Raw genomic sequence first — 15,483 nt, forward strand, 5'->3', positions numbered from 1 at the left:
CTCTTTCTAAGTAAGACCTACATCGGGATGAGCAGGGGGCAAAGTGATGAAGATGACGCATACGACGCTGAATGACGTTTGGATTCTGGAACCGACCGTTCATGAAGATGATAGAGGTTTTTTTATGGAAAGCTATCATAGCAGCAGATTGCATGATTTAGGCATCGACATTACATTTGTTCAAGATAACCATTCGTTATCGGTTGTTCAAGGCACGCTCAGAGGGCTTCACTACCAATTAGCTCCAAAAGCACAGACGAAGCTGGTACGCGTGCTCGCGGGCGAAATATGGGATGTGGCGGTAGATATTCGGCCCCACTCACCGCAATTTGGGCAGTGGACCGCTGTAAAGCTGAGCGCTGAGAACAAACTGCAATTGCTTATACCGGCAGGCTTCGCTCACGGCTTCTACACGCTAACCCCAAATGCCGAGGTCATTTATAAAGTAGACCATTATTATTCGCCCGAACTTGATCGAGGAATACGCTGGAACGACTCGACACTGAACATTTCATGGCCTTCGTCCACCCCTATCCTTTCACACAAAGATGAGCGGCTGCCCTTACTCGAAGATGCAGAACTACCGGGTGACTAAAAGGGAGGGCGACTGATGACAAGGAAAATACAACCGATCCTCATTACAGGCGCGGATGGACAGCTTGGCAGAGATGTGCAGGCCGTTTTGGATCAACGCGCCATTCCTTATGTGGCAAGTAATAGGAAGCAGCTCGATGTCACCGATGTGGTAGCGGTCATGCAATGGATGCGCCATGAACAACCGGCAGCAGTTATCCATGCGGCAGCCTATACGAAGGTGGATGAGGCAGAAAGCGAGTCTGACAAGGCTTTTCAGGTTAATGCATATGGGACACGGAACATAGCTGCGGCAGCGCAAGCAGTAGGATCCAAACTGCTGTATGTCAGCACGGATTATGTTTTTGACGGCAGATCCTTGAAGCCGTACGATGAATTTGCCCGCCCGCGTCCAATCAATGTATACGGGACTTCCAAATGGCAGGGGGAGCAGTTTGTTAAGCAGCTCCATCAGCGTGCATTTATCGTCCGTACTTCTTGGGTATTTGGTCGTCACGGGCACAATTTTGTGAAATCGATGTTACGGCTCGCTCGTGAACAATCTGAGCTGCAGGTGGTGCACGATCAGTTTGGATGCCCGACATATACGGTTGATCTCGCAGAGACGATTGTGAATCTGCTTCAATCGGATCTTTATGGTACTTATCATGTTACAAATGCAGGTCCATGCTCATGGTATGACTTTGCGAGCGCAATTATGAAGGAGACGGGGACGCAAGTACCGGTTCGGCCTGTGCCGACCTCGCGGTTTCCAAGGCCTGCTCGCAGGCCGTCTTACTCCGTTATGGACGGGAGGGCGCTGCGGCTAAACGGATTCCAGCCCCTGCGTCACTGGCAGGAAGCGCTGCATACTTGCGTGCAAGAGCTAAAGCAAGACGGCCTATGTGAATAGAGAGGGCTATCAGGATAAGTCGAACGAAGATGTCCTGAGCGGAACAAGCAAAGCGGGTAGTGGATTGCGGATAGGATGTAATATCAATTAGATTAGCGCTGTCTCGGGGGATGATACCTAGAAGGCATGCGCCCTGGAGTGATCCGATGATAAAAATATGGAACCGTTGGCGACCTTGGCATAAGGTCGTCTTTATTGTGATGTCGGTACTTCTACTAGGAACCGCAGCGGTAGGCGGAACGTTATGGTACAAGCTGAGGAGCACAGCAAATGCTATGTATGAGCCATTGCCGCCGAGAAAGCTATCCGCCTTAAACTTGAAAAAAGTCCATACGGATAAGCCGATTGACAAGTTTGTGGATACGCCTTTGTTCGTAACCGATCCAAACTTAAAGGAAGGCGAGCCGTTTACGGTTCTTATTTTGGGGGTGGACGAAAGAAAGGGCGATGTCGGAAGGTCAGACAGTATGGCGATTGCTGTCGTTAATCCGAAGTCAGGCAAAGTAACGATGGTTAACATTCCACGTGATACACGGACGGAGATTGTTGGCCGAAATAAAGAGGACAAGATTAATCATGCGTACGCCTTTGGTGGGGTGACGATGTCAGTGGCGTCTGTTGAGGAATTGTTTCACGTTCCGATCCATTATTACGTAAAGACGAATATGGAAGGCTTTCAGACGATAATTGATACGATGGGCGGGGTGGACGTAAAAAATCCTTTTCCTTTCCAACTGGATGGTGTTCATTTCGCGCAAGGTGATTTGCATTTGGCTGGCTATGAAGCATTAGCGTATGTGCGGATGCGCAAGCAGGACCCAAATGGGGACTTTGGCCGGATGGATCGTCAGCGGGAGGTGCTGCATTCGATCTTAAAGCGTGCGGCATCTTTTCAAGGGATCACACATTGGACAGCGTTACTCGACACGATGAAAAATTACATCAAAACGAACTTTCAATTTGAAGATTGGCAAAATGTAATGGTGCATTATATGTCAACTTTGAAAGAGGTCGAGAAAATAGAGGTTCAAGGTCGGAGCGCCAGAATGAATGGAATCTATTACTGGCTAGTGGATGAGCAAGAAAGAGTGCGAATTCATGATTTGCTTCGTAACAAATTGGAGCAATCTGCTTGACAATAAGCCGGTAATAACGTACATTATGGATACGAAATGTAGCAAATGAAAAAGTTTACACTTTCCCCTACAGGAGGGTTGCCTTGTACATGGAGACCTTGGACACGTCACACCATTTGTCGCAGAAGCCGGTGTACTGCCTCGGCTGTCGCGAGCCTGTATCGGCAGAACGAAGCACCATGCAATTCCGCACGGGATTTTTCCGTGGGCATATTCCTTTAGGTGCGTGCAGCACCTGTGTCCGTGAGCACAAGATGCTTGGTATCCTATGGACGGCTATGGCAACAGGCACTCCTTATGATTGTTTGATTCAACACGAACGATTGTCTTATTAATCGGATCTTTTAATGATATTGTGCAGCTTATGTGACTGCTCCCGCTATCCATTTAAATGGGAAGTAATGTGTACGGAGCAATTTCTGAGCAAGACATATGAAAACTGTGAGCAAGCCATACGCTAGCCATAGGCAAGCTGTCCAAGCTATGAGCAAGTTGTGACAAGTTCCTGCACAAAGCAGCACCCCCCAATCGGTATTCCTACCTCCTCTATATGGAACAAGAAGCAAGGGGGATTAACCCGCTTGCTTCTCGTTCACTTTGTCTTTGTTGGTCTTTCCTTCCGCATCAACCTTACTAGACAGCTTCTGCTTGTTATTACTAGCCTGCTCCAATCGTTCCATGATACTGTTACCGTTTAGAATACCGCCCTCCTGAATGATAAGCCACTGGGATTCACAGTTCCCAGACACGATCCCTGAAGGGGTAATCGTAACTTTGCCGCTGCTTTTAAGCTCCCCGAATACTTTACCCGCAATAATGATTTGCTTCGCCTCAATATTGGAATGTGCCTCTCCCTTCTCGCCAATGACAACACTGCCCTCGCTGCGAATATCGCCTTTAAATGTGCCGTCAATACGTATATTGGAAGGGGAGTGGATAGTTCCTTCCATTTCCGTACCGTAACTGATCAGTGTGTCTGTAGATGGATTGGAGCGTGTACTTGCAGATTCGGATTTACCAAACATAATAAGCTCACCTCGATTACATATTTTGAAGGGTGCATACAGAGGAACTTGCTTTAATAGGTGTCCTTGCCGCCTTGTGTCATTTGGGTACGGTTGTGTCGCATATAAGGAGAGGGATCAATAGGCGTGCCTTGCTGGACCACTTGAAAATGTAAATGGGGCCCTGTACTGCGCCCTGTGCTGCCCAATTCACCAATCAGATCACCTTTTGATACGTTATCACCAGGCTGAACGGAAAGTCTGCTCAAATGCATATACCATGTCTCCAAATTGTTAACATGGCGAATGATAATATAGTTGCCGCGTGCATGATTAAACTCTGCTGTAATAACCTGTCCGTCTGCTGCTGCGTATACCGGATCGCCCACCTCGCCGCCGATGTCTATGCCCGCATGAAAGGCAGCACGTCCAGTCATTGGATCTTGACGATATCCGAAGCTGGAAGTGAGGCGGCGTGACGTCGTCGGCCAGATGGACGGTGTGCCGGCTATCGTCGTTTGCTTCTGAATCGCCTGATTCAGGGTGACGGGAGCTGATTGTGCCACCGTGTTCAGCATCTGCTGAACCTGCTTCAAATCCAGGCTGGATTGACGGGCAAGCTCAATGAGTTCATCCGTGTCGGCATATTGTGCTTCGCCGCCCACTTGCTCTGTCTCCGTCCATGATGTACGTGACAAGGACAGTTTAGGGGGCTTGGCAGCAGCTTCGGAGCCCAGATGAGATTCCACAAAGTTCTCGAGTCTGTTCTCCAAATCGCTCATTTGCTGTACGCGATGTTTAACGTCCTTTGCTTCAGCGGACAGACGGACGATTTCATTTTGCAGCTTACGAATGGCTTCCTCTTTATCTTTGACCGTGACATCAAGCGCGAGTGACTGATTGCTTAGCTGTCCTTTAAGCGCACTAATCTCTTTGGCAGAAGTGAACTGCATCGTCAAAATAAGACCAGAGATTGACATCAAGGCCGCAATCGGTACGGATACGATCAGCATTTTCGGGACATTAACTTGCTTAACTGCCTGGTCTGCATCACGGATAACGAGCAATGTCATTGAATCGTTAAACCATCGCCGCTTCATAACATCACCTCCCGAATTGGTCATGCATGTTCCTCTTTATGCACTTTATTCCTTGCTCAGACAAAACATAACCAATAAAACGTGACTATTCGCTGATTGAGTGGCTCTTATTGTGTCGAGTGTCCAACTCGTTGCGCATTAAATGAATGAGAAGAGGGGCATCTGGGCAAGGCTGAACGTAGGCCATGATAAGATGAGGAGAAATGTGTGTAATGATATGGTGGATCATCGGGCTTCTGCTCTATTTATTTCAGTTGTTTACTGTTTTGGTGTTGGAGTACAAACATCCCGCTAAGGCGGTCGCCTGGCTGTGGATATCATTTTGCATTCCGATCATCGGGTTTGTAATGTACTATTTCCTTGCTCAGGAATATACGGCCAGAAGACGGATTCGTAAAAGCTGGTTTGTTGATCATATAATAGAAGAATTAGATTTTCTTCATGTTGTTCGTGATGTGCAGGAGCTTCACAATGCTGAAATGCAGCGGCAGGATCGTCTATTTCGCCTCATTTCAACGCTGTCGGAAAGCCCGATTACAAGCTGCAACCGCACGCAGGTGCTGACGAACGGACATGCCACATATGAAGCGATAGCCGAAGCGATCAAGGGGGCAGAGCAACATATTCATATCGAATTTTATATTATTAAGGACGATTCCATTGGCGCGATGTTCCAGAAGCTGCTAATTGATAAGGCTCAGCAAGGTGTTAAGGTTCGTGTGCTTGCCGACGGTGTTGGCAGCATCGAGTTGAAGCGACGCTATGTGAAGCAATTCGAAGAGGCAGGCATTGAGTTTCACTGGTTTTTGCCGGTGTGGGTGTCATTTTTCAAGCGACGGCTCAATTACCGGAATCATCGTAAAATTGTTGTTGTGGACGGCAAAATCGGTTTTGTGGGCGGCATTAACATTGGGGACGAATATGTGGGCGGTAGTCCAAAGAATGGCTTCTGGCGGGATACGCATCTACAGGTGGAGGGGGATGCTGTGTATACGCTACAGGCAGTGTTTCTACACGACTGGGCGTTTGCCTCACAACAGCGGCTCTTAGGGCGAGAGTTCTTTCCTCGTCATATCTGCCCTGGTAAGGAACAGGTTAAGCTCGTACCTAGCGGTCCGGATACGAGCTGGGATGCAATCCAAGAGCTGTACTTCGGAGCGCTGAGCTGCGCGCGGGAGCGTGTATGGATAATGACGCCGTACTTTATCCCGGACACGGGAACGCAGCTTGCGCTAAAGACGGCAGGTGTAAGTGGTGTGGATGTGCGAATTATTATTCCGCACCATTCGGACTCCAAGCTCGTCGATTGGGCAGCGCGCTCGTACTTGGAGGAGCTGATGCAGTCGGGTGTACGTTTTTTTGAGTATTATAAAGGCTTTGCTCATGCCAAAACGATGGTTATGGACCACTCACTGGCGTGTGTTGGCACCGCGAACATGGACATGCGCAGCTTTTTTAGCAACTTTGAGCTGAATGCGGTTATGTTTGACGAAGCGGTCATCGACTGCTTGGCGCAGGACTTTGAGCTGGACTTCGCAGACAGCAAGGAGATCGATTATGAGCAGTTCGTCAAGCGATCACGCTGGCAGCGGGTGCTGGAGGGTGTGTCACGGATGCTGTCGCCATTATTATGAGCGCAATGCTGAATGGTGTGTGCACTGTGCATCAGGCCACATGCCAGTAAGTTGCCATGCCGCTATTTCATGATTGGGTCATTTCCAATTTCATAATTTCACAAATGGTCCAAAAGGCGTACAATAACGTTATACATATGAAGGAGGCGTTTACTGATCATGAGTTATGAAACGTATTTTCAACAACATCGAGAAAAGCATCTGAATGAACTAAAAGAATGGTTGGCGATTCCGAGCATATCGGCATTGTCTGCTCATAAAGAGGACGTAAACAAAGCAGCTTCGTGGCTTGAGAAGCATCTGATTAGTATTGGCTTGGAAAATGTAGTGGTGCACCAGACGGACGGTCATCCGATTGTGACTGCTGATTATTTGCATGCGCCAGGCAGACCAACTATTCTGGTCTATGGTCACTACGATGTGCAGCCGGTAGATCCATTGCACTTGTGGACGACCCCGCCGTTTGAGCCGGACATTCGTGACGGCAAGCTGTACGCGCGCGGTGCGACAGACGATAAAGGGCAGTTGTTCCTGCACATTAAGGCGATTGAAGCGATTTTAAAGGAAGAGAATGGGCTTCCAGTTAATATCAAGCTGTGCATCGAAGGGGAAGAGGAGATTTCAAGCGCAAGTTTGCCGCCGTTCCTTGATGCAAATAAGGACAAGCTGGCGACAGACGCGGTCATCATCTCGGACACGTCGCTGCTGGAGCCAGGCAAGCCAGCAATCAGCACCGGTCTGCGCGGCTTGTGCTCGCTGGAGGTAGAAGTGAATACCGCCAACACGGACCTGCATTCCGGTACGTTTGGCGGTGGTGTTCCAAATGCGCTGCACGCGCTTGTGGCGCTGCTCGCCACGCTGCATGACGCGCAGGGCCGTGTAGCCGTGGAAGGCTTCTACAAAGGCGTGCCAGAGCTGTCGGCGCTCATGCGTGAGGAGTTTGCGAAGCAAAATATGAACGAGCAGGCGCTCACGGATAAACTGGGCCTTGACACGCTGTACGGGGAAGAGGGTTATTCCTTTGTGGAGCGCGTTGGCGCACGTCCGACGCTGGAACTGAACGGCGTGTACGGCGGCTTCCAAGGCGAAGGTACCAAGACGGTGATTCCGAAGGAAGCGCATGCGAAGATTACGTGCCGTCTAGTTGGCGACCAAGATCCGCAGGACATGCTCGACAAGATCAAGGCGCACCTGAACAAGCACATTCAGCCAGGCGCGACTTTGAAGATTACAGACGGCGAGAAGGCTCGCGCCTTTAACATCGATCCGACGGATCGTATGCTGCAAGTAGCAGCGGACGCTTATGCGAGTGTCTATGGCACGCGCGCCTTGTTCACGAAGGACGGCGGCTCGATCCCGATCGTGGAGACGTTCTCCCGTGTGCTGGAGGCGCCTGTTGTGATGATGGGCTTCGGCTTACCGGACGAGAACCTGCATGCGCCAAATGAGCACTTTAACTTGGAAAACTTTGATAAGGGTCTGCTGACGATTGTGGAGTTCTTGAAGACGGTTTAAGGGTTTGGGAACAATTTCTGTTGCATAGGAGATTGTTCCCGCGTACGACACATGTGGAGTGTTGCTCACTGTTAGTTAGAAAGACTAATAGTTGAGGTGTATTGGCGTGAAACGGACGAAGTGGGTTAGTAGCCCGCTTCTTTTTTATACCGAAGTACCGTACCGAGTGAAGTATTTAGGTAATATGTGCTTTTCTCTTGACTTTCCATTTTCATGTAAAACAACTATCTGTTTCTTGAACTCTGCTGTGAATGTAAGTTTTTGTTTGGCATAGTAGATCCGCTCCTAATCGTGTTGGTTTCATTCTACTAGCCCTTATTTTTTCTGTGCAATTAAGTGTAGCTGATCCAATATGCAACAATGATCATTGGTGGATGAAGGAATCACTCAGATCTATAGTGTTAAGAAACCAATCATTCACTTTCTTTATTCAGCAATTGCTCTGCATAGATAATACAACGTTCTGCAAATTCCAGTGATTGATCTGTTATAGGATACAGTCCAGTTGTCTCTGACGGCATTTTTCTTACTTCCCAAAACTTATTCATTAACTCTTCATTTCCATCAAATGTATCATTGGAAACTGCAATCAACTCACAACCAATCTGATAGCCAGCTTCAGATTCAGGTAATATGCTATGCTGCTGACACCATTCAATTCTTCGTAATAGTGAAATATATTGTTGGGTGATTCGGTCGCTTTTACTAAGACTAGGAAGTACTTGTTCTAAAAAATCCTTCTCGTCATCTTCAAAATATTCAATCCATTTTTTCGAATTATGTTTGGCTGTCTGTACTAAATGTGAAATTCGTTTCCACGATACTTCTCCCTCAAGATCAAACATGTTGATGAGCGAGGTCGTATTGGAGATGCTAGTTTGGAGCGAAGAAAGTTGTTCTTGAAGATGATTATAGTGAGCTTTTAGTATTTCTCGGTAGGATAGCTTATCCAATAAATTCTGAATCTCTTCGAGTGGAAGCATGAGAGATTTTAGAAGTGTGATCTTTTCCAAAGTGAACAAGTTTTCTTCGGAATAGCAACGGCGTCCGCTTTCGTCCTTAAAGCTAGGTGTAAGGAGCCCAATTTGATCATAATAGCGAAGTGTTCTTACAGAAACATTGCTTTGTTTGGATACTTGTCCTGTTGTCCAATGACTCATGATATTCCTCCAAAAAAATGCTTGCAGGTGACGTAGCGTCACCCAATATATTTGAATTATATCACAGAGACAAAGGGGTAAGGGAATGACTGATCACTTAACGCATTGGAAACAAAGGGATAATTGGACATGGAAAGAGTTTGTAGCTTTGCTGTTGCTAGAGTTTGTATTTGTTATCGGATTTATTAAATTTGTAGTAAAACCCGTATATGCGCAATGGCTTGGAGATGAGCTGTATTCAGGAACATTGACAGGGCTTACAATAGCAATAGTATTAATGCTGGGAGTGTATTTCATAGGGATACGTCCTAAAAAGCTTTCTTGGAGTGAAGTGGGTTTAAGATCCTTTCCTGCGAAGGATTGGTGGCGAATTCTGTTATGGACGTTCTTGCTGATTATAGGCAGCACCATCGTAATGATCCTTACCAGCTATATCGGCAATACATTTGAAAATTCTAAGACGGAATCAATTCAGCAGAATGTTACGGTCTTCAGTGTATTCATTGCGTTTGCATCAGCAGTGATCATCTCGCCTATATACGAAGAGATATTCTATCGCGGTTTTATCTATCGCTGGCTGCGAACCCGATTAGGCATTAGTTGGGCAATGTTTTTGAGTGCGAGTCTCTTTACGATAGTCCATATTCCTACCTATAACGCGATGCCTGCGAATTTTCTTGGTGGGATCATATTTGCATGGGCGTATGAACGAACAAATTCTGTTTGGCCTGCAGTATGGGTACATGGCTTAACAAATGGACTATTTTTATTATTGACTCTGGTAATGTAACGGGAGAAAGAAAAAGAATTACCTAATTCGTAAACAAGCACTTCGAGGCAATGACGACAAATGAGACGGGACCCATCACATGGCTAGTAGAGTTTAGGATCAGAAGAGATGAATTATAAGTGGGGCTGCCATTTGGTAGCCCTTTTTGCTCGGTTTTGTATTTACCATTTACTATATCTATATGATTGAGAGGCATTAGAAGAAAATTTGGCTTTCCTCACAAACGGCACAAAACTGAGCTAGTATATGGTTATGGTGAGTGACGTTTTATATATTCCGAAATGGACAATGGTTTGAGGACGCGAGGTTATGTACGGGGAACCGCATCACAAATAGTGGTAAAGCGCAGAGTTAAATTGAAAATTAGTAAGAATGGGATAACCCCCACAATATATGGGGGCGCCAGTTGATACTGCATTAAATTAAAATTTCGGATTGCGGCAAATACCACGGTAATTATCGACCCAACCGTTCGCTTGAAACAGTTCCTTCAATTCATTAACTTGCAATTTATGGTGAGTAGACCAAACAGCCGTCATGTCCCATCCCATCTTGTAATCGACCTCAATACCGGCATCAACGCACCGTTGGTATTTCTACATCGAAATTGCCTCCACAGAGTTTTTATAGTTGATAATGTCGCTCTCAAGCCAAATCGGTCCACAACTTAGTTCTTGAATCGGTTCAGGCAGTGAAAGCATTGTTTTTGGTAAGCCTCCTGGTTTTCGAAAACGAACCAACGTCGATTTGTTCCACCCGAGGACTTAGGCAGCTTCGGCAATTCCACATTATTAGGTTGTTGACGCAGTAGCTAATATAATACTCTAACTTTATTTATTCAATCATTTGGCTATAAATATAATCAATTTAACTATTAAACCGTGTCCATTTTCATTATTTACAAGGTCATTACTTGAAGCGATCAGTGTTAATGCTTTCTTTATTATGAATGTGACTAGCAGGAACCTGATACAATGATAGCGAATGAGATTTGGTAGAAATGTTATCGTACTCTTAATTTTTTTCTAAGGTGGTTTATATATATGTCGTTACCGGGTACTTTGTCCGGAATTTTTACCTATAAACAAAAATCTTACAAAATGGTGCTCGTCCTGGCCTTACTAAGTGAAATGAATGTGAGCGGGGAGCGAATGGTCTCTTTTCACAGCTTGAAAAAAAGATTTCTTGACCTTCTACAGGAGCGGGAATCCCATGGTAAGCTAGTTGATCCACCTATTAGTGGTATGAAGCGTTGGGCAGATGTGACTCTTAGTGATATTTCGCAGACGATACAAACACCCATCGTAGCTCTGAAGGAGATTCTTGAACATGATCTACATAATCAAATGATTGGCTTTAAAAGCCAGCTTTATGAAGCATGCGATAAAGATGTCTTGATTGAGCTGCATGATTACGCTACGCAAGAGTTAGAGCAATATTACAGAATGCGGCAAGGTGTATCATTTTCGATACGGGATACGTTGTATCATATTATGTCCCACTACACGAATGCTAAAATTGAACCCTTCGCAAAAAATCCTTTAGGTGACTTCGTTAGGCGACAAGTTCCTTACAGTATCAAGAGTCTACCTTTTATCCACGAAAATTTGAAGATTCAAGCTTCCGTCGGTCAGGGAGTTTGGGCAACGATACCATGGATAGCCATTATGGATCGCCGAATTGGGGGATCGACCCAGAAGGGTGAATATATTGTTTATCTCTTCGCAGAGGACATGAAGTCTGTTTACCTTACCCTTGCTCAGGGTGTAACAGAACCGAATAAGAAAGGGAAAGTTGAAGGTTATAAGTACCTACGCGGAAAGGTTCAAGAGATAAGAGACATGCTTCCATTGGAAGGTCTAAAAAAGGACGAAGAAATTCACCTTACTACTAGTGGCTTGGGGCGTGACTATCAAATATCTACGGTTGCTTATTATAAGTACGATTGTGATCATTTACCAGATGAAGAGCAGCTAATAAGTGATCTCCATAATCTCGTGAATAATTACAAGCAGTACGTTGATATCGTCTTGAATAACGATGAACAGGAGCAATTATCTGTGATTAACCTGAGCGTGAGCGAACGGTTGGCTGCAATTAAAAGCTACATTTGCCGTAAAGGCTTCGCCTACCCTGATCAACTGATTGAGAACTTTTATTTGTCGCTCAAATCTAAACCATTTGTCATTTTAGCTGGTGTGTCTGGAACGGGTAAAACAAAATTGATTAAGCTTTTTGCGGAGGCACTGGGAGCAACAAGTGAGAATAAACAATTTACTCTTATTCCGATCCGGCCAGATTGGAGCGATCCATCTGATCTCCTGGGGTATAAGGACCTGTCTCACCAGTTCAGACCGGGTCCACTTATAGAAGTACTGACAGAAGCGTGCCAATCAGACAATAGTCATAAGCCTTACTTTATCTGTTTAGATGAGATGAATTTAGCGAGAGTGGAGCATTATTTTAGTGATATGCTAAGTGTGTTGGAAACACAGCAGTGGCAGGAAGAGCGGATTATGACGGAGCCACTTATCCGTGAAGCTTCGCTTGTCAATGAAGAAGATAAAAAGCGGTATGGGAACGTTTATCTGCCGGAAAATGTGTATCTCGTTGGTACGGTGAATATGGATGAAACGACGCATCCATTCAGTAAGAAGGTACTGGATCGAGCAAATACAATTGAATTTAATTATATTCGGCTTGATCAACTTCCGGAGCTGAATGATACTCTTAATAGTGTAGATACTCAAGCGGTACCTGCGCCGAACTCTTTTTTGCGTTCAGACTACCTTCAACTAGCTGAAGTATACGTTAGAGAGTCACCATTTAATGAACTGATCGAAGAGACTACGGCGAAACTAGTAGAGGTCAATAAGATTCTGGAGACAATTCATTCCCATGTCGGATTTCGGATTAGGGACGCTATCTGTTTTTATCTAATCTATAATGTACAAGCGAAGTTGTTGTCTGAGGATGTGGCATTTGATTTTCAACTCCTGCAAAAAATACTTCCAAGAATTCAAGGGAGTAATGATTCAGTAAGACTTGTACTACTACGGCTATTGGAAATTATGATTGGAAAGAAACTACCGATTAATGAATTGACAGAAGACCCATCCAAACTATGGCAGAACATTGAGAAGATGATTGAGTCAGCTAGGTATAAACAAAGCGCTAGAAAAATCATCTTCATGTTACGGAGGTTAGATGAGGATGGATTCACTTCTTATTGGCTCTCATAATTATCCAGTTGAACTGCTCAGAATTGAGACAAATCAATTCAACTTATATTTGCAAGGGAGGCCGAGTCACCCGACGGTAGAAATGTTACGGCTTCATCGTAAGGATGACTCAACATGGGTTGACGCCCACCTTCATATACAGGCGATTTTGCCTAGTTTAGAGATTACATCTATAAAACTGTTCTCACCTGAGGAGCAGGGCCTTGTACCTTGGCAGTTTGGTTATTCATGTCCTCCTTTATTTTATGAAGCGCAAACTTATGAATTAATCGTAGAGATGGAGCCGAATACACCAATTACGTTCCACCATGATAATGTGAATTTGCGACAGTCTGTTTTGCCTAAGGGGGGGCGGCTGCTATCTGGAATGCTTAATTTTCAGAATGAGGTGGGTTTTACAGAGCTTGAACTCCGTCTTCATGGTGAATCTCTGTTTCGAATGCAGTTGGAAATTTTCCCATCGAAAATGGATTATAAACAGGATTATCAAACTATTCTGAATGATGTAAATACCCAAGTCTATAATCTGTCTTTTGATTTTTTGCGCAAGACGTATCACTTTACTGGATTAAAGGAGACTAGGAATCAGAGCTTAACGGAGTTATTCACAATTTTGCAGCATGTATTTCAGCAACTCATACAGAATTTAGAGCGGATGCATAACACACCACATCATAGGATGATCATGGAAAATCGGATCGTTGAATCGTCGCGGGTAAAAAAAGCGGGGCGTGAAAATATCGCATTTCTAGCAAAACGACCGCATTTGCTAGTCGCCGCCGATAGAAGGAATGGATTGCTTAGGATTAATGACCAGGGTTATATGCCCTCACATGTTCTGGAGACGAGAAGGTCTGTAGATTATGATACGCCGGAGAATCGTTTTGTCCGTTGGGTGCTTGTACGGGTGCAGACAAAGTTGCGAATTATAAAAACACAGCTTGGGAAAAAGGAACGATCGTCTGATCCCCATCTGTTGAAAAAAGTAGTTCGGATGCAAAAGAAAATTGAGCGTTTCTTGCAGCTGGATTTTTTGCAGGTTGGAGATATTCGGCAGATGACGACTTCACTTGTTCTACAGATGGCGCCGGGTTACAGGGATATTTACAAGTTTTATTTGATACTTATGAAGGGACTGGCCATCCAAAATGATCTCTTCCGTTTATCCATGAAAGATCTTGCGCAATTGTATGAATACTGGTGCTTCCTAAAAATCCACGAGCTCCTAAGCCGCAAATATGAATTGGTCAAACAAGATATTATTAAGTTAAATCGGAGCGGATTGTTCGTGAAGCTGAAGCGAGGAAATGCATCGAAGATAGTGTATCGTCATCCACAGAACGGTGAGGAGTTTATTCTGTACTATAACGCGTTACCATCTGGTGATGGGAGTCGGACGACTGGTCAGCAGCCGGACAACGTTCTGACGTTGAAGAAGCGGGATTCCACAGTAGAATACAAATATATCTTTGATGCAAAGTATCGGATCAATCCTGCTTATGAGGGGACGTCTTATCAGAGAAAATACAAGGAACCAGGCCCTCAAGAAGAGGATATTAATACAATGCATCGGTATCGGGATGCCATTGTAGCCGGTCTGAGAGCAGATGATAAGGAACTTGAACGTAGTATGTTCGGAGCGTACGTTCTTTTTCCCTATGCGGATGAGCAAAAGTATCAGGAGCATCATTTTTACAAGAGTATTGATCTTGTGAACGTAGGGGCTTTTCCGTTACTACCAAATTCGACATCGTTGCTGGAGACGTTTCTTGATGAAATTATTTTGGATAGCCCAGAGAAAGCATATGAGCGTTCGACACAACCGAGGGGAACGAAAGAGTATTACGCGGACAAGTTAGCCGGACAAACGGTATTGGTGGGGGCACTAAGCCATGAGAATCAACTCCGAGATCTTAGACGTTTCGGATTCTATCATGTGCCTTTACAGCATTTTTCAAAACATGGGACGTTGTCGCAGCTTGAGTATGTTGCGATCTATCAATCAATTAAGCGATTTGGCCGTGAACAAGCAGGTATCACACTTTATGGAAAGGTGAAAACGTGGAAAGTGCTTCCACGGCACGAAATTCATGAAATCCCATCGAGACGTGGAGCGACAAATGAATTATATGTGAAACTAACTGTAGAGGAATGGCTGGAGAGAGAGGAGCGGATTGTACCGGGCGGACATGGCGTGAAAAGCGTTCTACTAACATCAAAATACATATTTGATCGCGCGGTGGAGGTTGCGGAGCTGCGGCTGGAGACGGAAGCTCAGTTACGTGACTGGCGAGAGAAACGCCGACAGGGAAAGATCAGCGTGAAGTGGGATGATTATCACGTGGATCGAGCGACGCGGCTAGAGAGCTTGGAGTTAGGTGATGAAGTTGGAGGCGTAGGCGGAGGCGGGACATAG

12 protein-coding genes are annotated in these 15,483 nt (G+C 45.3%); 9 read left to right on the top strand and 3 right to left on the bottom strand.

All coding sequences use genetic code 11. The features are described from left to right. The first annotated feature begins 46 nt into the window (after positions 1-46). The 4 genes from rfbC to H509_RS0114960 all read left to right on the top strand — a co-directional run bounded on the left by rfbC (position 47) and on the right by H509_RS0114960 (position 2,957). Positions 47-595 (top strand): dTDP-4-dehydrorhamnose 3,5-epimerase, encoded by a 549-nt coding sequence (gene rfbC, locus H509_RS0114945; RefSeq protein WP_028545792.1) that lies wholly within the window; start codon positions 47-49, stop codon positions 593-595. Positions 596-610: 15 nt separating this feature from the next. Beyond that, the gene (gene rfbD, locus H509_RS0114950; protein ID WP_028545793.1) at positions 611-1,486 is read left to right on the top strand and encodes a dTDP-4-dehydrorhamnose reductase; all 876 of its coding nucleotides are present in this window, start codon (positions 611-613) and stop codon (positions 1,484-1,486) included. A 146-nt stretch (positions 1,487-1,632) separates the two neighbouring features. After that, on the top strand, positions 1,633-2,622 hold the full coding sequence (locus H509_RS0114955; protein ID WP_036697576.1) for an LCP family glycopolymer transferase: 990 nt from the start codon (positions 1,633-1,635) through the stop codon (positions 2,620-2,622). An 89-nt stretch (positions 2,623-2,711) separates the two neighbouring features. After that, positions 2,712-2,957, top strand: coding sequence for a hypothetical protein (locus H509_RS0114960; protein WP_051287202.1), 246 nt, complete (start codon positions 2,712-2,714; stop codon positions 2,955-2,957). A gap of 237 nt (positions 2,958-3,194) precedes the next feature. Here the strand turns inward: H509_RS0114960 and H509_RS0114965 are convergent, their stop codons facing one another. Together H509_RS0114965 and H509_RS25495 are read right to left on the bottom strand one after the other, a co-directional pair. Then, on the bottom strand, positions 3,195-3,647 hold the full coding sequence (locus tag H509_RS0114965) for a bactofilin family protein (RefSeq protein WP_028545796.1): 453 nt from the start codon (positions 3,645-3,647) through the stop codon (positions 3,195-3,197). 53 nt (positions 3,648-3,700) lie between these two features. Further along, complete coding sequence (locus H509_RS25495; RefSeq protein WP_084159270.1) at positions 3,701-4,726, bottom strand: M23 family metallopeptidase; 1,026 nt, start codon at positions 4,724-4,726, stop codon at positions 3,701-3,703. Between the two features lie 212 nt (positions 4,727-4,938). On the opposite strand from H509_RS25495, the gene cls reads away from it, so the two are divergent. Together cls and H509_RS0114980 are read left to right on the top strand one after the other, a co-directional pair. After that, positions 4,939-6,360 carry a cardiolipin synthase gene (gene cls / locus H509_RS0114975; RefSeq protein ID WP_028545797.1) on the top strand — a complete coding sequence of 474 codons (1,422 nt, stop codon included), beginning with the start codon at positions 4,939-4,941 and terminating at the stop codon, positions 6,358-6,360. Between the two features lie 159 nt (positions 6,361-6,519). Continuing rightward, the gene (locus H509_RS0114980) at positions 6,520-7,875 is read left to right on the top strand and encodes a dipeptidase (protein WP_028545798.1); all 1,356 of its coding nucleotides are present in this window, start codon (positions 6,520-6,522) and stop codon (positions 7,873-7,875) included. A gap of 413 nt (positions 7,876-8,288) precedes the next feature. On the opposite strand, the gene H509_RS0114985 is transcribed toward H509_RS0114980, so the two are convergent. Continuing rightward, entirely contained in the window at positions 8,289-9,035 is a 747-nt protein-coding gene (locus H509_RS0114985; protein WP_028545799.1) for a MerR family transcriptional regulator, read from the bottom strand. 85 nt (positions 9,036-9,120) lie between these two features. Between H509_RS0114985 and H509_RS0114990 the strand changes: the two genes are divergently transcribed. The 3 genes from H509_RS0114990 (at position 9,121) to H509_RS0115010 (ending at position 15,483) form a co-directional block, all read left to right on the top strand. Further along, complete coding sequence (locus H509_RS0114990) at positions 9,121-9,825, top strand: CPBP family intramembrane glutamic endopeptidase (protein ID WP_028545800.1); 705 nt, start codon at positions 9,121-9,123, stop codon at positions 9,823-9,825. 1,043 nt (positions 9,826-10,868) lie between these two features. Then, entirely contained in the window at positions 10,869-13,067 is a 2,199-nt protein-coding gene (locus H509_RS0115005) for an MrcB family domain-containing protein (protein ID WP_028545801.1), read from the top strand. After that, positions 13,039-15,483: a restriction endonuclease-like protein gene (locus H509_RS0115010; protein ID WP_028545802.1), complete on the top strand. Its 2,445-nt coding sequence runs from the start codon at positions 13,039-13,041 to the stop codon at positions 15,481-15,483. The genes H509_RS0115005 and H509_RS0115010 overlap by 29 nt, the downstream gene beginning before the upstream one ends.

It is taken from the genome of Paenibacillus taiwanensis DSM 18679, from assembly GCF_000425125.1.
Taxonomy (GTDB): domain Bacteria; phylum Bacillota; class Bacilli; order Paenibacillales; family Paenibacillaceae; genus Paenibacillus_B; species Paenibacillus_B taiwanensis.

Coding starts and splice junctions, on each gene's coding strand:
- rfbC (WP_028545792.1), top strand. CDS start 47: ATGAAGATGACGCATACGACGCTGAATGACGTTTGGATTCTGGAACCG.
- rfbD (WP_028545793.1), top strand. CDS start 611: ATGACAAGGAAAATACAACCGATCCTCATTACAGGCGCGGATGGACAG.
- H509_RS0114955 (WP_036697576.1), top strand. CDS start 1,633: ATGATAAAAATATGGAACCGTTGGCGACCTTGGCATAAGGTCGTCTTT.
- H509_RS0114960 (WP_051287202.1), top strand. CDS start 2,712: ATGGAGACCTTGGACACGTCACACCATTTGTCGCAGAAGCCGGTGTAC.
- H509_RS0114965 (WP_028545796.1), bottom strand. CDS start 3,647: ATGTTTGGTAAATCCGAATCTGCAAGTACACGCTCCAATCCATCTACA.
- H509_RS25495 (WP_084159270.1), bottom strand. CDS start 4,726: ATGAAGCGGCGATGGTTTAACGATTCAATGACATTGCTCGTTATCCGT.
- cls (WP_028545797.1), top strand. CDS start 4,939: ATGATATGGTGGATCATCGGGCTTCTGCTCTATTTATTTCAGTTGTTT.
- H509_RS0114980 (WP_028545798.1), top strand. CDS start 6,520: ATGAGTTATGAAACGTATTTTCAACAACATCGAGAAAAGCATCTGAAT.
- H509_RS0114985 (WP_028545799.1), bottom strand. CDS start 9,035: ATGAGTCATTGGACAACAGGACAAGTATCCAAACAAAGCAATGTTTCT.
- H509_RS0114990 (WP_028545800.1), top strand. CDS start 9,121: ATGACTGATCACTTAACGCATTGGAAACAAAGGGATAATTGGACATGG.
- H509_RS0115005 (WP_028545801.1), top strand. CDS start 10,869: ATGTCGTTACCGGGTACTTTGTCCGGAATTTTTACCTATAAACAAAAA.
- H509_RS0115010 (WP_028545802.1), top strand. CDS start 13,039: ATGGATTCACTTCTTATTGGCTCTCATAATTATCCAGTTGAACTGCTC.